Raw genomic sequence first — 19,312 nt, 5'->3', positions numbered from 1 at the left:
CATCTCTTTGCTTAGATATGTTAGACTCTCAATAAGATCTTTAGCACCAGGAACGGCCAAATCAGGATAATAAGTAACATACATTTTATCAATTCCTTTTAGTGCCGCTACCCAAGTATCTTTATCGTTCCAATCGAAATTTGGCGTTGCATTTCTAGAACCAATTCTTGGATTTATTGCTCTATTTTTTAATTGTTTAACTACTCGGCTTCCAGTTTTTCCTGTTGCTCCGATTACTAAAATTTCTTTGTTCATTTTTTTAAGATTTAAATTGTTTTTTGAATAAATAATGCGATTAATAATATGATGAATGTGATCATGGCTGAAATAGTTCTTATGTTGTGATAATGATTCCAGAGTGATTCGTAATAGTCTCTGAAATTGTTTAATTCTGTTAGACTTAAATTGCTTAATTCTAAAGCTTTTAGTTCATTGTTTAAGGGTACATTGCCAAATACTGTTACACCAAAAGTGCCAATGCTATATATAATTGCTGCCGCTAATACTAGCCAGAATAGAAGCTTAGAATCATAATGGTTAATTGCATTTATGGTTAGCACAATTAAACTACCGAAAAACACCGTGAAAAAAATGGGATTTAAGATTTCCCTATTGATGCTTTGCATGGTTTCTAAATAGGTGTTAGTTCCTAATTTTTGTGTACCTACAATTACAGAAATAGACCATGCAAAGAATAATCCTGCTGAAAGACCCGTCAATAAAACAGTGATAAAGAAGATGATGGTTTTCATATTTTTCTTTTTTGAATTAGATGATTACCATAGAATAAAGCCATGAAATAAAACTCAACTATTATGGTATAAAACATCGGGTTTTGAAAGAATTCTGAATAGTTACTCCCAGTAGGAATTATAAATACTGGTACTGTTATTAAAACATCTAATGAAACGGCTACACCTATAAAAGTTAATGCCAGTTTTGCGGGCTTCATTTTGCCTTTGCTATAAAATATATAAGTACCTAAAAGGACGCTTGGTATAATGCCAATAGCTAAAACAATATTGGCCTGTTGCTCTGGATTCTCTAGTAGTGGTACATAAAATGAACCTACATAGAAGGTGACGCCTAAAATCCATATTATAATTCCGCATAAAACACTAAATAGTATGTTTTTCATATTATTTATTTTTAAAGGTTTGGTTAGCTGTATTTACCAGAAATCTGGTGCTTTTATTTACATCATGATACTGGGTTTTATAATTCATCTCAGATGATTGTATTGGCCCTTTTTTTATTCGATTTACCCAAACATTCGCAGAAGAAAGTGCAGTTAAAATGGCCGTAAATAATACAAGCCAAAACACATTGTTTTTGTAACTTTTTTTGTTGGTCATAACTTTTTAATTTTAATTATGACACAAACTTAGAGCAGATGATTATGCTCTATTTATCGTAGAAGAAATATGATTTATTCGAAAAGTGCTTTTACTTAATTTGGCTAGGTCTGTACCCAAATTTTTTCTCAAAAGCATTAGAAAAAGAACCCAAGCTGTCGTAACCAACTGTCCAAGCGGCTTCTTGTACAGTGGCTTTTTGTTCTTTTATTAATGTATGTGCGATAGCTAAACGTTCGTTTTGTAAATATTTAAATACTGGAATGCCAAATACAGCTTTAAATTCTTTTTTTAGGGTAGTGGTGTTGAGTCCAATTTGTTCCGATAATTCTTTTAATGAAGGTGGGTTCTCTAGGTTAGTGATTAAAATTTCTTTTACTAGATTTAATTTTTCTCTGTATTGACTTTTAGCATCTGAAGTATGCATTAAAGCTAATTGTCCAAAAAAATGAGAAAGTAATGCGGTAATCTGACTTCTAAAAAACATCATTTTGGTTTTCCCCGTATATGTATTCGCAAAAATAGAATCTAAAATTCGTTCCATTTCTGGGGTCATAAAAAAACTTGGCCCTTCTACATAATTATCTTTAGGATTTACCAGTTCTTGCAATAAGTCTTTAAATATTTCACCTTCTTGATTTGGCAATTGGTTTATGTTACGCAATGCTGTAGCAATAACGATACATTCTAAATCTTTATTTCGATTTATGGTGTGCACAAATTCTACTTTGTCGTCTGCATAAAAGGATAGTGCCAACCCTTTAGTATAGTTGAATTCTTTGTGTTTATGCCCATAATTAACTGCTAAATCAACATTGCCTGACCCGTAAAAAGCTACAGCAATCAAGGGCTCTTCAAACCGGCAACTATCAATTTGCGTTGTATTGTTTTTTAGCTCTTCAACTAAAACAATAAAATCGTTAATACGGATAAAATCACGCGTCATTTATATAATAATTGACCTATCTAAAATCTCGGAATTGTAAATTTAGTACATCAGTCGGGGAAAGTATCCAGAAATTATAAACATCTAATTAACAGTATACTGCGATTTTCAGACTATATACCATCATCTATATCTTTATCTAAAATAAGTAGTAAATTTTGTAAATACAAAAGAAGCTGTTCCCATTCACGAACTACATTTACTTATTTCATCTTAGTATCACTACATAGGCGTTGTGATCAAACAATAATATTAGCATCAAGTTAGCCGAGAAATGCGCTGATTTAGATACAAAAAGTCTAGTTCATTCTATACTTTTCTCGATATGCGGTAGGACTGATGCCTTCTTTTTTCTTAAACAATCTTGAAAAATAGGGGGGATATTCAAAGCCTAATTCATACGCTACTTCCGCTATGCTTTTACTGGGTTGTAATAACATATTTTTTGCTTCATCAATTAGGAGTAGTTGCAAATGTTCAGTGGTAGTTTTGCCTGTTTCTTTTTTGAGGGTATCGCTTAAATAACGTTGTGAAACGGACATTTTATTTGCTATTTGTTCAATACTGGGTATCCCTTTTTCTTGTAATTGACCGGATTCAAAATAAAGAGATACTTGTAGGTTAAATTGCTCTAACAAACTCGTAGACAATTCTTTTCTATTTAAAAACTGTCGTTCATAAAAACGGTTGGCATATTTCAAAAGCGTACTCAATTGTGAGATGATGATGTCTTTACTAAACTCATCTTGATTGTTTTGATATTCTATTTCAATATTTTCTACAATCGATTCGAGCTGCCTTTCTTCTTTGGGCGATAGGTGTAGGGCTTCATTCACGGAATACGAAAAGAAACCATATTTTTTAATCTGATGCGCCAACTCCGTTCCTTTTAAAAAGTCTTCATGAAAATTGATTGTAAAGCCATTTTGTTCGAACACTGCACTATTATCCCACTGCAATACTTGTCTTGGCGCAATGAAAAACAAAGCACCATTGGTAAAATCGTATGTTGTTCTACCATAGTTTAAATCACCTTTTACAATCTTTTTAAAGCTGATTGTGTAACAGTCGTTAGTTATCGGCGGTGAACTCTCTTTGGGACATGGTAAAAATTCATCTCCAGTGGCAGAAAAAACACTTAACATCGGGTGTTCTGGACCGGGTAGTTCTAAATATTCTAAATATGCCGATAAAGTCCTGAAGTGCTGCATATTATTTTTTAATTTCTTTTTCTACAACTAATAACTGCTTATTGTATCCATCTATTCTAGCATGTGCGGTACCGTCGATTAATAATATAACGACCAACATGGCTATTGTGGTAATCATACTTGCTCTCCAAATTGGTGTACTAACAAACAGCAAGACCAAAGCACAGACCGTAATAATAATAGGTGTTGCCGTAAATACAACATTGTCATACTCCTTTAATGTAGCATTAGTACGTTCTAGTTCAGCGGCTACAAAAGCAGCTTGATCCGTATGATACGCCTTCTCAAATTGAGTAATTCTCGATTTATTGGTGAAAAATAACCCAAGTCCAATAATTAAAAGTAATGCTCCTGCTACCAAAGTGGGAATAATGTAAGCTCTTGCCATATCCGTTTTTCCTAATTGCGAAAAACCTAAGCTGGCTATCAAAAACGCCACTCCGAAGAGCATGAAAAATGGTGTTGAAAAAAGCTCGGCCTTAGCCCAATCTGTTGCTGCCTTTAAAATATCCATGTTTAATGTTTTAATCATTTTTGTTTCTACTAAAATATAATTTTTAACCGTTCATTCTACCTATTTCAATGCACCAATACCTTTTACAATATTTGCTGGACCTTCAGGAAACCAAGTTTTAATTAAAAAATTAGGAACAGAGCCAACCGGAATGTAATCTGCATTATAAGTAATTTTTGTTGTCCCATTATCAACTTTCTCGAATTCATAAATCACTTTATAGTTAGACATTCTTTTAACATCCTCCGGCTGATAACTATTAGAGACTCCATTAGCAGTAAAAACAAGCTTATTTTCTTGTTTAACACGATTAAATTTTATTACAATATCACTATCAGCCATTGGCCAAGGAGCATCAAAATAATAGTAAGACAACCATTCATTTTTGGATGATTTTTCAATTTCTTTTGTTATCGGTGTTCGCTCTAAAAAACTTTTGTGATTGCCCGACTTTGAAAAATAGGCATCCAATTCTTCTAAAGAAGTATTCACACTCGTTTGTGCTATATAATAAAAATGTGTTCCTTCTTCTTCCTTCACTAATTCATATTTTACTATAGATTTTCCGTCTTTAGCCGTTTCCGTTGTCCAGTTTCTATCTTGTGAAAAAACATGAAACGAAGTTAGTAACACGGCAACTATAGGTATATATTTTATCCTCATCATTCTTCTATATTTTATTTATTAGACCAACCTTACTTTACACATTCCATTCATAACCAACGGCCTCTTCAGATACCTCCCAAAGCCTTTCCATTACCGGTTTGTCTTTTGCATGCGGTTCTAACTTACATTCCCCAACAGGGCCTGTCCAATACCCTTTTCCCGTAGGACCATAAAAACCTTCTTGATCTAAGTCTGGTTCGAGGGCACACATCAACTGCGGATACGAGCCTTTTTCAGCTGATTGCACCATAGGGGTCAACTTCATTATTTGCCAAATGAATCTGGTCATTAAACTTCCACTGGTTTTAATAAGTGATGTCGATGATGCCCCTGGGTGACACGCATATGATTTTACACCTGTTTTTCCTACAGCTTTAAGTCTTTCTTGTAATTCGTAAACACACATGATCTGTGCCAATTTACTTTGACTATATACACCATTCGGACTATAATTTTTATCCCAGTTCATATCGTCGAACTGTATGGTTTTAATACCTAAGTTATACCCCATACTACCCACGACTACTATGCGCCCATTTGATTCTTCAATTCTAGGATATAGCAATGCTTGTAGTAAAAAATTACCGTAGTGATTCACTCCCAGCTGACTTTCAAAACCATCTTCAGTAAAGGTTTGTTTGGGTACCTGAGCAATGGCAGCGTTGCATAGTAATGCATCTATTTGAGGAACGGTTTTAAGCACTTCTGCTGCTGTTTTTCTAACCGAAGCTAACGATGCCAAGTCCATTTGTATATTGGTCACCGGTATGGCATTTCCAAGATCTTCTTTTAAGGTTGCTAAAGTGTCAGCCGATTTTTTAGGATTTCGGTTTAACATTACCACTTTCGCTCCTTTAGACAACAATATTCTTGCTGCTTCATAACCTGTACCACTGGTAGTACCAGTTACTATAAATGTTTTGTCATTCAGATTTTCTATTCTATCTGGAGTCCACCCTTTTTTACCAAATTGTGTTGTACTCATGATTGCCTATTTTTATTTTTTTAAAGAATAGGACAAAGGTATAAGGGAATATAGCCTGTCACTTACACGCATTTTCGAATCTTGTATACTTTTTGGTGGTTTAAAATTAAAACTGAATTTATTCTTTGAAGATTACAGTATTATAAAGGTCTTCTTTACTTAATGCTATAATGGGATTTCGTTTTTTGAAGTTAGTACCGTTTGAGTTTACACCAACTGGATTCCCTTAAGTTATTAAAGAAATATGGAGTTTGTTGAAACTATTTTATCATTAAATTATATTTCATGTACAATTAATTGCTCTTAATTTTTTTGTTTAAAAAAGGGCAAATTAGTTTCTAGTGCGCATTATATTATTTTTTACGATAAAGCCACCAATTCATATCTCTGGTTAGTTCAAAGCCTAATTTTTCGTACAGAGAAATTGCTAAATTCCCTTTGTTCGTATGTAAAATAGGAGTTTTGTTCTCTTTTAGAATTTCTTTTGTTGTATGCGCAATTAGTTGTTTTGCAAGACCTTTTCGAATATATTCTGGGTGGGTAACAACGGCGCTTACCTCAATAAAAAGATTGGTTTGCATTCGTTGACCGGTGATTGAAATTAATTTACCTTCTTTAAAGATGCCAAAGAATTTACCCATTTCAAAGCTTCTTTTTTTATAGTAACCGGGCATGACTAACCAAATTAGATTATAAATCTCATCAATATATGTTTGATCTAACAACACAATATTTTCGGTTATTTGAACTTCGGGCAGTTTGTTCAAAACCATTTGACACCCATCAATTTTTTTCTCTAGGTAAACTTTAGTATCATCTACTCTCGGAGTTTGATGCTCTGAAACGAAAAATAATTCACTTGAGTTTTTTAAATATTCATTTGAAGCTTTTGCTGTTTTTGTCTCATCAAAAAAAGAACCAAAAGTAGAAATTTCTGGTCTGTAAAATTGCACCCCATCAAATTCTACAAGATGTTTTTTATGCGTTTCTGCAAGCGAATACCAAACGGGGTTTTTTAATTGTTGCTCTAAATTGGCCAAGGTTTATAGGATAAGTAAGTTTACAGTAATTATTTAAGCCCCTTTTCCAGATCATCTAGAAAAGTTTGTACTTCGGGTTCTTGAATATATTTCTGGTACAAATTTTCGATTATTATAATATTATGAATTGGATTGTATTCTAATTCTAGTAATGTTTGGGAAATAATATCCATTTTATAGTGCGAAGCACCTAAATAACTTCTTCGAAGTTTTATTGTTTCCGAATCTTGCGTTTTTAGCTTTTCGAAATAAACAGAAAGATATTTAATAAAGTCTTGCAAAGTCATTGATTCTACAGACTTTCTTTTTTTTAATTCATCGATATATTCTTTTGAATATAAATTATAACCATAAAGCGTTGAGCTATTATTTTTATTTGACTTCACTAGCATATTTATGCTTTCAGCGGTTTCGATACCATTCCAAATAAATTTTATGATTTCATTTTTTTGAAACGGAGTAAATACTAGTGTCTGGAATTCAGACTTATCATCTTCGTATTGATATATAAATAGCGTTTTTTTTGCTTGTTTTACCTTTTTTAAAATCTTAATTCCCGTTTTACCTTCATTCGTAGTTGTGTTGAAACTTGATGACATTTCATTGAAAGTAATACTGTCTTTGGTTATTTCGGTTTCTAATAAACCAGTGCTGTTCTGCATATACCATTTGCCTATTAATTCTTGAGAATTACAATGAATAGCAACTAAAAATGTTATAATAAATATATGTTTATTCGTCAGTAGTGCCATAGGTTAAGTTATGCAAAATGTAAGGAGGCAAGTAAACGATTTAATTTCGGCTTCGCAAAGTTAATTTAAATGTTTTAGGAACGTTGCAAAAGGAGGTATTTCATGATGTAGATCAGAATACTAAGTTTTTATAGGTATGCCCATAATCTAGAAAGGGTAATAATTTTATTAAATAAGAATCCGAGTAAAGAAGATTAAAATGAAATCAATATAAATTTAGAATAATCTGCCAACACATTTTGAGAAAAATCCCAAGAATAATATAATCGATTTCATCAAGATAGCGCTTAGTACCAAGGTGAAATTAAAACTCATTCATGTAATATTTTCACATCGTTGTGTATACTTGTTTATTCAGCGAATATTTCAAAATGAGTTACATTTCCTGGAAAGTCTTCTAAATATTTTTCATCTTCTTTATAAGCTACGGCTTGTTCCAAATTTGGACCAGTGAAATTGGTTATAGCCTTTATACTTGTCCAATAGGTTAATAATTTAAAAAAGGTGAATTCATCGTCAGAACGTTTAAGGAATGTTAGTTTTATAAATCCTTCTGTTTTTTTATAATCAGGAATATCTCGTTCCATAATAATTTTCGTGTAAATATCCGAATGCTCAATTTTAGTCCGTCCTTCCCAAATTCTTGTTATCATATTTATTTTTTAGTATTCGTTCGCTATGTTCAATTAGCTTACCTGTAAGGGTGTTGTTTGTAGGTTTTTGTATTTGGAAATTCGGTTAGGAAATAACAAGTTACAAAAATACGTTGACCATAATTTAAGCAGTAAATTAGCAATTTTTCATATATGTTATAGCCATATATTTTTCTATCACTAAAACGAAAGGGTAGAAGTCCGTTAAATTATTTCTGAAGATCTAATCTTTCTTTACTTAAAAATTTTTAAGAGTTACTAATAATAGGAATTGTATTAATGTTTTAAGGCGTTTCGTTATTTATTTGCTATATAATAATAAGCTATGATTTTTCTTACCTGTTTAATTTTAGGTTTTTGCATTGCTTCTTTAGGTAGTATAACACCTAGTTTTTTAAACTTAACTGTTGTAAAGTATAGCTTAAGAAATGGTAAAAAACCTACATTTTACTTAATTGCTGGCTATGCAACCGTTTTATTTTTTCAAGCAAACTTAGGTGCTTATTTGGCTAATGTTTTAATGAAAAATTCGGAGTACATTACATTAATTCAAAAAATAGGAACAGGTATTCTCTTTCTTTTATCTCTTAATTTTTTTAGAGTCTATTTCGTGTCCAAAGAAAAGATAAAGGCTAAAGAAGTTCCTAAATCTAAATCTTATTTCTACGGAATATTGATGTCAGCATTAAACATGATGGCTATCCCTTTTTATTTTACTTTTATTTCGCTGTTAATAGGGTTTGATTATTTTGAATATAATTTATTAAATGCATTTTATTTTTCAATTGGTTCCACCATTGGTTCTTTTACCCTGTACAGTCTTTATGCTATTGTTGCTAAAAATATAGAACATAAATTAAATTTTATTGCCTCTAAAATGGATTTAATTTTAGGTTGTTTAACAGGCGTAGTTGCTATAGGAAATTTAATTTATTTACTTAACAAGTAGATTTTCCTACCGTGGTTTCGTTGTTTGTTTTCTAGTACAATATTATTTTGATTTTCGATTATAATGTGTATAAAATTTCTGGGAATAGCTTATACAAAGACCATGTTATAGGTTCTTTTTCGACAACTTAAAGTTAAATATTGATAGAACACCTTATTGATTTTGACATAGACTAATACCACCATTTTTAATTTATAGTCACGAATTATTCTCAATAGATATTCCTAACTTCAGTGGTTGGTTTCTGCAGTAGTTCATTCAAAAAATTAATATGGCGAAGCTTATTGTACTACGAGATTATTCTATTTTTTAATTGCTCCTCCACAATCTTACCATCTTTTATATGCACATAATACGAATGGTTTTCAGCATTTAAAGCAACCGATGCATGTACTTCTTCATTTATGAAATGAATTGCAGAACGATCATCGCAAGCATATCCATCAGTAAGTTTTCCCGAAAGAATATTGTCGTGATATAAAGGCCTTCGTGACTTCTCAGAATTGTAGTGCGGACAATGACTTTTATCTATAACTCGCATTCCTTCGACTATGCTAAGTGTTGCTGGCCTTGAGTCTGTTGTGCCACCATTAAACCAACAGAGTGATCCTGCGCTACCGCCACCCATAACAACACCATTTTCGTAAGCGTTTTTTAACGCAGTATCGATTCCTTGTGCTTTCCAAATAGCTAACATATTTAACGTATTTCCACCGCCTACCACTATAGCATCCATTCTCTGTATAATTTCCTCAAATGTCTCTTTTTGATCATAAGAGTTTATCCATACACTTAGCACATGAGGTACTACATTTAATTGTGAACATATGTCGTAGAAAGAATCAATATAATTTTGGTCTTCGCCACTAGCGGTCGGAATAAAGCAAATATTAGGTTTTTCTATTCCTGTAGCTTCCGCCATATAGTTTAAAAAAGGAACAGTATGCCGTCCACTGCCGTAAGTAAGTAATTGTCTTTTCATAGTTACGTACAAATATAATGGCTTTTTAAAAATGTAAAACCCGATAGCAATTATCGGGTCCTACGTATGTCGGTCAGGTATGGTATGTAGCTAATTCAAACCTTTTATTGACGAGACAAAATTTTAGTAGTGCTTATATACATTGTGTTACTGCGTAATTATAAGTACACCAGTTTTGTCTTACCTATTTCTCTAACAAAGTTCTGTTGTAATAAATAAACTCGGAAATAATTTTACCGTCGGCATCAAAATCATCATTCATATGCATCGGCATTACAATTTCCTTTTTATCTGATTTTCGAATTAGATGATAATTCCACCACGATAATACGGATCTGCCATTATCCATTTCGTATTCTAAATAGTCAGGATACCCAATCATTTCAATAGCTACAATTTCAAAATTGTCTAAAAAAGTTTGCCGAATCTTTTTTACTTCTTCTAATGTACCCGGTTCCCGTACATCATCATTAATATTATAAAAAATAGCATCTTCCCTATAAGCACCAATTGCCTTGTCTAAATCGCCATTTTCAAAGGCATATACAGCTTTGCGTACTGTGTTAATATTGTCATGGTGATTGTAAATAGTTCCATTTTTTCGATTGCCAAAACTATGTCGCAGTTCATCAAAAATTTGTTCATTATAGTAGTTAATTTGCCCTTTTATTTTTGAGTCTTTGGTTACTATATATAAACGATGTACGGGTGATGTAAATTTTACCCCGGTAACGTTGTGTACACCTTTTAAAAGTTCCCAAGTTTGTACCCACACCAAATCATCTTTGTTATCTTTTTTATATTCTATGGCGTCTGGATAGGAATCTGGAAAATCTGTTATAGAAAAATAATCCAGTTCATTAGACCAGCGAAGAGAGTTCACTAAAAATTTACTTTTATCTGTACCTTTCGTATCCGGTTTAGTTGAAACTCCATTGTACGATTTAAAGTCATCAGTTAACATACTGGCTAGTTTGGTAGTATCACCTGCTACAAAGGCTTTAGTAAAATTTTCAACTACATCTATGGCTTTGTGTTCTTCATAAACGGTTCCATTTTTCTTTTGTGCAATTGTGATGACCGATGTCATCAAGGCTAACATAATAAGTGATTTTTTCATTTTCTTGCGTTTTAATTATTAATTGGAATGGTTATTAATTTTTTAAAAACAGACAGACCTACTTTTGACAATAGTTAAATAATATATTTTCAACTATACTGGATTGAAAATGACTTATATCAAATTGTCAAAAAAATTCCCCCGAAAATGGCCTGCCTGTTGTTGAGTTGATTTCTATTTTTGACCGTTATTCGCCCGCAGCGTCTGCCAATTGTTTAGTGTCCACATACTGTTGAAAAGCGATAATTTTCCCATTTTTAAGTTTCCAAAGATGTGCTGCTTGCGCATTAATGGCGGTTCCGGTTTTTAGATATTTACCCTTATATCGTAGTGTCGCTAATACTTCGTCATCAACCATCTCATGTAATTTTACATCAACTACTCTAAAATTTTCCCAGAGTTCTCCTAGTGGAGCGAAAACACCATTTAAAACTGCATCAGGACTTTTATATGGATTTCCTGCCGCTAGAGAGTTACCTTCTGCTTCGTTCCATATAATATTGTCCTCCATAAGAGCGAGTACTCCGGGTATATCGCCCGTTGAAAAAGATTGGTATAGCGCATGTATTACAGCCCTATTATCTTCTGGTGAAAGATTGTTCTTAGCATCAATTTCTTGTAATGCCAATATTTTTGGAGTGTTGTCCCAGTTACCACTTGTGCGAACAATTTTGCCATCTAAAAACTTAGCCGTTAAATGTATCGGAATTTTTATTTTCTTGCCATTGGCCTTTAAAGTTCCTTCCCAATCGCTCCAAAAGTTTACCCAGGTATCGCCTTTATCAGTCAATACCATTTCGTATTCTTGATTCTTTTCAAGAAAGCTACGACTCGAAAGGTTTATTAATGACTGTTTATGATAATCGACCATTTCATCAAGCGTTAGGCTTACATCAGAACTATTATTAAAGGTTTTTGCAGAATCGGCGTAATGCGCTGTCATACCTTCCCAATCTTCATCATTATAATTTTGTATAACTGCCTTGAAGGCATCAATTTCGGCTGAGTTTTGCGTATAACGTTGTGTTTGTTCACAAGCTGTAAAAAGGATAATAAGTAATCCTAATAGTGACAGTTTTTTCATTGTTTTGATTATTGGATTTGTATTTAATCTGTATTTGGTGGTTGCATTGTGTATCCTATATCTCTCATAACTCCTAAGACATCAACATAGGTCTTTACATGTATGAGTTGCTGCTGTTCATTAAAAGTGAGAATGCTAAAACCCTCTGAACTACTCTTTTTACCAGTAGGGGTTATTTCGCCAAACATACCTGTATTGGTCCCTGTCCTTTTCCAATTAATGAATGTTCGGTTGCCGAGAATATTAATTTCTTGCGCCATCATTTTAAAGTCAGGTAGTGCCGTATGCCAAAATTTTATATTCTTATAAAGTTCATGTTGATTGCTTGAAACAATTTCGCCGTTAACATTGCGAACTATGTGTCGTATTGCAGCTTCATTTAATAAAGTAGTATCATTTTCACTCCATGCTTTTAAATAGTTTTGTGAAGATGTTTTTAAGCTACTTTCTAATTGTATGTTATTTATTGGGGCATTGTTCTGCATTTTTCTTTTTTGTTCTTTGCATGCAATGCTTATTGAGAGTAATAAAAGAAGTAGATAAGTCCAATATTTCCCCATAATACATTACCATTTAAATAGCACTGTTATTTAAGTAATAGGGAACTATTACGAAAAAAAGAATTTATAAGGTCTCCGATTAAAGAATGAGGACGACAGTACCTTTTTATTGTCCGAAGAGGTGGTTTTAATTATCGAATAATTCTTAGATTTAATATTGTATATTTATTCTTTGTCTTCCCCCTGTGCCAACCAACCATAAAAATGAATTGCTTTTCTTTGTATAAAGCCATATTGTTATGTCTTTTCATTATTTTGAATTGCAATACTTCTTTTTCTCAAATTGTTGATTTTGATAGCGAAAAGCCTTACAAAAAAGTTTTCGAAGCTACCGATAATTTTGGAGCTTCCTATTTAGAGGTACTTGAAAATAACTACACTTCAGCAACTGTAGATTCGGTTAAATTCTCCATGCTAAATGATTTAGCTTATTATACACATACGCGTAACCTTTTTAAAGCTATGCACTTTACCAAAGAGGGTTTAAAAGAAACCAGACGCAAAAAAAATTTACTTTGGGAAGGTCGTTTTCAAATAACTCAAGGAGCACTTTTTCTGCGTATGGAAAAATTGGATAGTGCTGAAATAGTACTTAATGAAGCCTTGACTAAAGTGCATAAAAAAGACCTGCCTTTATTAAAGACACAATTAGGTTATGTTTACGAACGTCGTGGATTATTAGAAAAGGCTGCAGATTACGCACTTGAAACAAAAGCTATTGGTGAAGAAATTGGAGATAAATGGGCTATGGCTACAGCCTATAGCGACCTTAGTAACCTGTTTTGGAAACAGTCTAAATCTGAAATTGGTTTAGAATATGGACTAAAATCATTAGCAATTTTTGAAGAACGCGGTTTAAATGACCTTGATTACGACTTTACCTTATATGTGGTTGGAAATAATTATCTAAGTCTAAAAAAGTATGATAAAGCGCTACATTATTTAAATCATTCTATTGCTATTGGTGAACGTTATGGTTTTTACAATAACCTTAGCGACGGTTATATTTTATTAGCAGAATTACATTCAAATTTAAATGAATTTGATGAAGCTCTTAAGGCAGCTATGAATGCACTAAAATATGCCGAATTATTACACAATAATTTTTTGGTGATGCGCAGTTGGATGGCAATAGGTAAAATACAAAACCTAAATGGTGATTTCGTTTTAGCTATCGAAAGTCTAGAAAATTGCATAAAAATAGCGACCTCAGATTTTGGGGATGCTTATTTTTTAAGTAAGGCTTATAATGAATTAGGTAAGGCTAATGCGGCTATTTTTCAATATGAAGAAGCCTATAAAGCGTTTGAAAAATATGATACGTTTAAAAGTGCCGTATTTACAGCGGAAGCCGATCATCGTACTTCGCAATTGAGAACCGAGTATGAAGTGACACAAAAAAATGATACCATTGAAAATCAAGAATCGCAACTCAAAAGGCAACGTTCGCAACAACTGTTTATAACAATTATTGCGGCACTTCTATTATTGTTATTAATTTTAGGTTATATAGCTTTTTCAAACAACAGAAAAAGGAATAAACTATTGTTAAAACAAAATGAGGAGAAAGCATTTCTTTTAAAAGAGATTCACCATCGTGTTAAAAATAACCTAGAAATCATCTCGAGTCTTTTATCATTACAATCGGCACAAATAGAAGATCAGAATGTTTTAAATGCCATGGAAGAAAGTCAACATCGGGTACAGAGCATGAGCATGATTCATCAGAAATTGTATATGGGAGAGAACTTAGCAGCTATTGAAATGAAAGGTTATTTCGGAAATCTTGCCGATTATATTTTGAATGCTTTTGGGGCTGAAGATAAAATTAAGGTTGATGTGGCAATGGAGAATTTTGAATTAGATGTGGATATAGCCATTCCTATTGGTTTAATAGTTAATGAGTTGATAACTAATTCTTTAAAATATGCTTTTCCAAATAATAAAACAGGTTGTATTAGTGTATCCTTGGAGGAAAAAGGAACTATTCTCCAATTAAATGTTACAGATAATGGCATTGGAATGAGCGATAATTGCAAACCTAATGGCACTGGTTTTGGCTCTCAACTGATTCAATTATTAACGAAACAACTGGATGGTAAAATGGTTTTGAATACAAAAAAAGGAACTTCCGTATCTATTAAATTTCAATATAAAAAAGCAGCTTAATGAATCGTAAAAAACGTATTTTAATTGTTGAAGATGATATGATCATTGGCGCAAATATATCAATGCAATTAATAAATTTAGGGTACGAGGTTGACGGACTTGTGGCTAGAGGTGAAGATGCTATTGCGCATGCTGCAAATAATATTCCTGATTTGTTGTTATTGGATATTAATTTGAAGGGAGTTTTGAATGGTATAGAAACAGCAGAGCGCATTAACCAGTTGTATAACATTCCAATTATTTACCTCACTGCTAATTCAGACGACGTTACTTTTAAAAAAGCAAAAGATACTTTTCCAAAAGCTTTTATTACTAAACCGTTTAATAAGTTAAACTTGCAAAGAACAATCTCATTAGTATTCGCTGATGTAAATGAAGTGTCAAAAAAATCTAGCGAATCTAATTTGGAGGTATTAGAGGATCGAATTTTTGTGCGCCATTATGGAAAGATGGAAAAATTAATGCTAAAGGATATACTGTTCATCGAAGCCGATAGAAATTATAGTAACATTATTACCAAATCAGGTAAATTCCTTTTAACAAGTACCTTAAAATCTATGGAAGGCAAATTACCTGCGAATCAATTTTTACGAGTACATCGTAGTTTTATTGTAAATGTTACCAACTTAGATGTTGTAGCAGAGGACTATTTAGAAATTAACAGAAAAGTAATTCCTTTAAGCAAATCGCATAAAGAATTGCTGATGGGCCGTATACGTACCGTCTAAAAGTAACTTTAAGTTGATGCAATTAATTACTACGATTTATTTTCGCCACCACCTTTATTGCCAGAACGCCTTCTAGAGTTCCGATTATTAGAATTAGCTGAACGGTTACTTTGTCTGTTTCTATTTCTATCTTGATTTCGATTGCGATTTCTTGACTGATTTGGATTACGAGATTTACCTGGTTGTTCAACCGTTTCTTGTTCCTCATCATCGCCATCGGTAAATTGATGTTCAGGCATTCTAGGAACTTCCTGTTTAATCAATTTTTCTATATCGCGTAAATAAGCTCTTTCCTCTTTATCACAAAAAGATAAGGCAATACCACTGGCATTTGCACGACCTGTTCTACCAATTCGGTGTACATAGGTTTCGGAAACATTCGGTAAGTCAAAATTAATGACCAATGCTAACTCTTCCACATCAATACCTCTAGCAGCAATATCCGTAGCTACTAAAACTTTTAATTTTCCTTCTTTAAATGCACCCAAAGCTTTTTGACGAGCCGTTTGCGATTTGTTGCCGTGTATAGCAGCAGATTTTATGCCGGCTTGATCTAATTTTTTTACAATTTTATTCGCTCCGTGTTTTGTTCGGGAGAATACCAATACAGAATCTTGAGAACGTTCTTGTAATAAATGAACGAGCAGTTTGGTTTTATTTTTTTTGCTGACAAAATAAACACCTTGCTCAACTTTTTCTGCAGTAGCTTGTTCTGGTTTAATGGTAACACGCTCAAAATCTCCTAATATTTTTCGTGATAGCGCGACGATATCCTTTGGCATTGTTGCAGAAAAGAAAAGGGACTGACGTTGGGCGGGTAACTTTGCAATTATTTTCTTGATATCGTGTATAAAACCCATATCAAGCATTTGGTCAGCTTCATCGAGAACAGCAAATTCAATATCTCTAAATGTGATAAAACCCTGATTCATTAAATCTAAAAGTCGACCTGGTGTGGCTACAAGAATGTCAACACCATTTCTAAGTGTATTTACCTGTTTTCCTTGCTTTACACCCCCAAAGATTACAGTATTCCGTAAGCCTGTATAATTCCCATAATCCGTTAAACTTTCTCCAATTTGAATGGCTAATTCTCGCGTTGGTGTAACAATTAATGCTCTTATTTTTCTTTTGTTTGAACGCCCATCGTTCGCTGTTTGTTTGTTTTTTGAGTTATAGAGATGATGCAGAATTGGAATGCCAAAAGCTGCTGTTTTCCCTGTTCCCGTTTGTGCAACACCCAATAGGTCTTTACCCTTTAATAAAATAGGGATGGATTGTTGTTGAATGGGAGTGGGGTTAGTGTATCCTAGGCCTTCAAGGGCATCTAATATTGGCTCTGCAAGGCCTAATTCTTTGAATGTCATATAAATAAATAAGCTGCGAAGGTAAGTTTAAAAAGGCACTTTAAAACTTAAATTTTTAGGTTCTAACGTTAAAATAAAATCGAACTTCTATAATACTGCAATGGCAGCTTCAGCGCAGCGTTCACCATCCATTGCTGCTGAAACAATTCCGCCGGCATAGCCACCACCTTCACCACAGGGAAATAGCCCTTTTATCTGTGGATGTTCTAATTTGTCATTTCTTGGGATGGTAACTGGTGAAGACGTTCTAGATTCTACACCAATAATGTTTGCTTGTGTCGTATAATAGCCTTTCATTTTTTTACCAAATTCAGCAAAGCCGTCACGTAATCGACTCCCTATTAATTTGGGGAGTAACGAATGTAGTGGAGCTGATTTTAATCCCGGTTGGTAGGAGGTAGGGTTGAGGTCTTTCGATATGTTACCTTCTACAAAATCTGTTAAGCGTTGTGCTGGCGCTGTTTGTGTTCTCCCACCAGAGGTAAATGCTAAACGCTCCAAATTTTTTTGATATTCCAGTCCTTTTAATTCACCAAATTTTTCATATTTATACAAATCATTATCTACATCGATTTCTACAACAATACCCGAATTAGCGAAAAGATTGTTCCTTTTTGAAGGAGACATTCCATTTACGACAACTTCACCTGGCGCTGTAGCAGCAGGAACGATAAAGCCACCCGGACACATGCAAAATGAGTAGACTCCACGTCCTTTAGATTGGTGTACTAGGCTATATGCTGCTGCAGGGAGTAATTCGTTACGTTTGCCAGAGCAATGGTATTGAATGGAGTCGATAATTTCTTGCGGATGTTCTACACGAACGCCCATAGCAAACGACTTGGCTTTTAATGCGATTTCTTTTTTATCCAATAGATAGAAAATATCGCGTGCCGAATGTCCTGTTGCGAGAATTACACTGTTTACCGCTATTTCGTTTGTATCGTTAACAACTATGGATTTTAATGCATTATTCTCAATCTTAAAATCAGATACTTTAGACTCAAAATGAACTTCGCCACCATATCTTATTATTGTTTCACGTATGTTTTGTACAATTTTAGGCAATTTGTTGGTGCCAATATGCGGATGCGCATCAATTAATATTTCTTCGGTTGCCCCATGAAATACTAAACTTTCGAACACGCGGCGAACATCACCACGTTTTAAACTTCTGGTATATAGTTTGCCATCGGAATAAGTGCCTGCACCACCTTCGCCAAAACAATAATTGGAATTTTTGTTGACATTGTGGTCTTGATTAATAGCTTTTAAATCGCGACGCCGGTCTTGTACATTTTTGCCACGTTCAAGTACTATTGGTTTGTAACCCAATTCCAAACAACGCAGGGCAGCCCACATTCCTGCAGGCCCAAAACCAATAATGTGAATAGCTTTTGCTTTGGAAACGTATTTATAATCAAAGGAATACTCGTTTGAAGTAGGCAAGGGTTCGTTAATATAAACCTCTAATTTGTAATTGAAATAGATGCTTGGTTTACGCGCATCAATTGACTTTCGTAATATTTTTATTTCGATATCACTTTCCGAAACACTTAAATATTTGGCTGTTTTAGCTTTCAACCCTAATTGGGCTTCCTCTTTTAAACTAACGCGTAATTGAATGTTTCTCACCATGGAGCAAAGCTAGGTGAAATTTGATGATATACACATAGCTGAGAATAGCATTTGCTATTACAATCCATCATTCAATATTAACAACTCGGTATTTATTTCTGTAAGATTACTAACTTGTTATCCATATTTGCTTAAAACTTATATATATGAAAAAGATTTTCACTCTACTGCTGTTTGCAATTAGTGCACACTTAGCAGTAGCACAAGAAGCAAATGGTAATACTATTGAGGTCGTAATTAATGATATCAGTAGTGACGAAGGACAGATTAGGGTAGGACTTTACAGCTCAGCCGATACTTGGCTTGAAGATATTGATAGGGGCTTAAATGGGGAAATAAATAATGGTTCCAGCACAGTAACTTTTAATAATGTACCTGACGGAACTTATGCTATATCTTCTTATCACGATGAAAACAATAATAGCGAATTGGATACTAATATGTTAGGGATTCCCAAAGAAGATGTAGGTTCATCAAATAATGCGCCAGCAAGGTTTGGCCCACCTAAATGGAAGGCGGCTAAATTTGAAGTAAAAGGCAAGTCGATACAACTTTCGATAGATTATTAATAGTATAAAATTAGTTCAACTATT

The 19,312-nt window shown here is 33.4% G+C and carries 21 protein-coding genes and 1 pseudogene; 4 read left to right on the top strand and 18 right to left on the bottom strand.

Features of this window, described 5'->3' with window-relative positions:
* From ABJF52_RS11815 to ABJF52_RS11760, 12 genes and pseudogenes are all read right to left on the bottom strand, one after another.
* Nucleotides 1-255: pseudogene (locus tag ABJF52_RS11815) on the bottom strand (NmrA family transcriptional regulator); the annotation flags it as partial.
* Nucleotides 256-266: 11 nt separating this feature from the next.
* A complete protein-coding gene (locus ABJF52_RS11810; protein WP_348150312.1) occupies nucleotides 267-752 on the bottom strand; it encodes an anthrone oxygenase family protein in 486 nt (161 codons plus the stop codon).
* Nucleotides 749-1,138 carry a DUF5367 family protein gene (locus ABJF52_RS11805; protein WP_348150310.1) on the bottom strand — a complete coding sequence of 130 codons (390 nt, stop codon included), beginning with the start codon at nucleotides 1,136-1,138 and terminating at the stop codon, nucleotides 749-751. Before ABJF52_RS11805 ends, ABJF52_RS11810 begins: the two co-directional genes overlap by 4 nt.
* 1 nt (nucleotide 1,139) lies before the next feature.
* On the bottom strand, nucleotides 1,140-1,355 hold the full coding sequence (locus ABJF52_RS11800) for a hypothetical protein (RefSeq protein WP_348150308.1): 216 nt from the start codon (nucleotides 1,353-1,355) through the stop codon (nucleotides 1,140-1,142).
* Between the two features lie 91 nt (nucleotides 1,356-1,446).
* Complete coding sequence (locus ABJF52_RS11795) at nucleotides 1,447-2,301, bottom strand: AraC family transcriptional regulator (RefSeq protein ID WP_348150305.1); 855 nt, start codon at nucleotides 2,299-2,301, stop codon at nucleotides 1,447-1,449.
* Between the two features lie 299 nt (nucleotides 2,302-2,600).
* Nucleotides 2,601-3,512: a helix-turn-helix domain-containing protein gene (locus tag ABJF52_RS11790; protein ID WP_348150302.1), complete on the bottom strand. Its 912-nt coding sequence runs from the start codon at nucleotides 3,510-3,512 to the stop codon at nucleotides 2,601-2,603.
* A gap of 1 nt (nucleotide 3,513) precedes the next feature.
* Entirely contained in the window at nucleotides 3,514-4,026 is a 513-nt protein-coding gene (locus ABJF52_RS11785) for a hypothetical protein (RefSeq protein ID WP_348150299.1), read from the bottom strand.
* 60 nt (nucleotides 4,027-4,086) lie between these two features.
* Entirely contained in the window at nucleotides 4,087-4,692 is a 606-nt protein-coding gene (locus tag ABJF52_RS11780) for a hypothetical protein (RefSeq protein WP_348150297.1), read from the bottom strand.
* A gap of 34 nt (nucleotides 4,693-4,726) precedes the next feature.
* Entirely contained in the window at nucleotides 4,727-5,677 is a 951-nt protein-coding gene (locus tag ABJF52_RS11775; protein ID WP_348150294.1) for an SDR family oxidoreductase, read from the bottom strand.
* Nucleotides 5,678-6,030: 353 nt separating this feature from the next.
* On the bottom strand, nucleotides 6,031-6,717 hold the full coding sequence (locus tag ABJF52_RS11770) for a GNAT family N-acetyltransferase (RefSeq protein ID WP_348150292.1): 687 nt from the start codon (nucleotides 6,715-6,717) through the stop codon (nucleotides 6,031-6,033).
* 29 nt (nucleotides 6,718-6,746) lie between these two features.
* Nucleotides 6,747-7,469: a hypothetical protein gene (locus ABJF52_RS11765; RefSeq protein WP_348150289.1), complete on the bottom strand. Its 723-nt coding sequence runs from the start codon at nucleotides 7,467-7,469 to the stop codon at nucleotides 6,747-6,749.
* Between the two features lie 350 nt (nucleotides 7,470-7,819).
* A complete protein-coding gene (locus tag ABJF52_RS11760; RefSeq protein ID WP_348150286.1) occupies nucleotides 7,820-8,122 on the bottom strand; it encodes an antibiotic biosynthesis monooxygenase in 303 nt (100 codons plus the stop codon).
* 325 nt (nucleotides 8,123-8,447) lie between these two features.
* Between ABJF52_RS11760 and ABJF52_RS11755 the strand changes: the two genes are divergently transcribed.
* Nucleotides 8,448-9,071 (top strand): LysE family transporter, encoded by a 624-nt coding sequence (locus ABJF52_RS11755; protein ID WP_348150284.1) that lies wholly within the window; start codon nucleotides 8,448-8,450, stop codon nucleotides 9,069-9,071.
* Nucleotides 9,072-9,360: 289 nt separating this feature from the next.
* Here the strand turns inward: ABJF52_RS11755 and ABJF52_RS11750 are convergent, their stop codons facing one another.
* The 4 genes from ABJF52_RS11750 to ABJF52_RS11735 form a co-directional block, all read right to left on the bottom strand.
* Nucleotides 9,361-10,053 carry a peptidase E gene (locus tag ABJF52_RS11750; protein WP_348150281.1) on the bottom strand — a complete coding sequence of 231 codons (693 nt, stop codon included), beginning with the start codon at nucleotides 10,051-10,053 and terminating at the stop codon, nucleotides 9,361-9,363.
* A 184-nt stretch (nucleotides 10,054-10,237) separates the two neighbouring features.
* Nucleotides 10,238-11,173 carry a nuclear transport factor 2 family protein gene (locus tag ABJF52_RS11745; protein ID WP_348150278.1) on the bottom strand — a complete coding sequence of 312 codons (936 nt, stop codon included), beginning with the start codon at nucleotides 11,171-11,173 and terminating at the stop codon, nucleotides 10,238-10,240.
* Nucleotides 11,174-11,360: 187 nt separating this feature from the next.
* Entirely contained in the window at nucleotides 11,361-12,257 is an 897-nt protein-coding gene (locus tag ABJF52_RS11740; RefSeq protein ID WP_348150275.1) for a nuclear transport factor 2 family protein, read from the bottom strand.
* Between the two features lie 23 nt (nucleotides 12,258-12,280).
* Nucleotides 12,281-12,742: an ester cyclase gene (locus tag ABJF52_RS11735; protein ID WP_348150272.1), complete on the bottom strand. Its 462-nt coding sequence runs from the start codon at nucleotides 12,740-12,742 to the stop codon at nucleotides 12,281-12,283.
* A gap of 279 nt (nucleotides 12,743-13,021) precedes the next feature.
* On the opposite strand from ABJF52_RS11735, the gene ABJF52_RS11730 reads away from it, so the two are divergent.
* Nucleotides 13,022-14,986, top strand: a complete 1,965-nt coding sequence (locus ABJF52_RS11730) for a histidine kinase dimerization/phosphoacceptor domain -containing protein (RefSeq protein WP_348150270.1) — start codon at nucleotides 13,022-13,024, stop codon at nucleotides 14,984-14,986.
* Complete coding sequence (locus ABJF52_RS11725) at nucleotides 14,986-15,714, top strand: response regulator (protein WP_348150267.1); 729 nt, start codon at nucleotides 14,986-14,988, stop codon at nucleotides 15,712-15,714. The genes ABJF52_RS11730 and ABJF52_RS11725 overlap by 1 nt, the downstream gene beginning before the upstream one ends.
* 29 nt (nucleotides 15,715-15,743) lie before the next feature.
* Here the strand turns inward: ABJF52_RS11725 and ABJF52_RS11720 are convergent, their stop codons facing one another.
* On the bottom strand, nucleotides 15,744-17,081 hold the full coding sequence (locus ABJF52_RS11720) for a DEAD/DEAH box helicase (RefSeq protein ID WP_348150265.1): 1,338 nt from the start codon (nucleotides 17,079-17,081) through the stop codon (nucleotides 15,744-15,746).
* Nucleotides 17,082-17,168: 87 nt separating this feature from the next.
* Nucleotides 17,169-18,719 carry an FAD-dependent protein gene (locus ABJF52_RS11715; RefSeq protein ID WP_348150262.1) on the bottom strand — a complete coding sequence of 517 codons (1,551 nt, stop codon included), beginning with the start codon at nucleotides 18,717-18,719 and terminating at the stop codon, nucleotides 17,169-17,171.
* A gap of 146 nt (nucleotides 18,720-18,865) precedes the next feature.
* On the opposite strand from ABJF52_RS11715, the gene ABJF52_RS11710 reads away from it, so the two are divergent.
* Entirely contained in the window at nucleotides 18,866-19,288 is a 423-nt protein-coding gene (locus tag ABJF52_RS11710; RefSeq protein ID WP_348150259.1) for a DUF2141 domain-containing protein, read from the top strand.
* The last annotated feature ends 24 nt before the right edge of the window (nucleotides 19,289-19,312 follow it).

Source organism: Aurantibacter sp. (genome assembly GCF_039941195.1).
Classification (GTDB): domain Bacteria; phylum Bacteroidota; class Bacteroidia; order Flavobacteriales; family Flavobacteriaceae; genus Aurantibacter_A.
The sequence above is the reverse complement of the archived record's forward strand: the minus strand, read 5'-3'. Positions and strand labels throughout refer to the sequence as shown.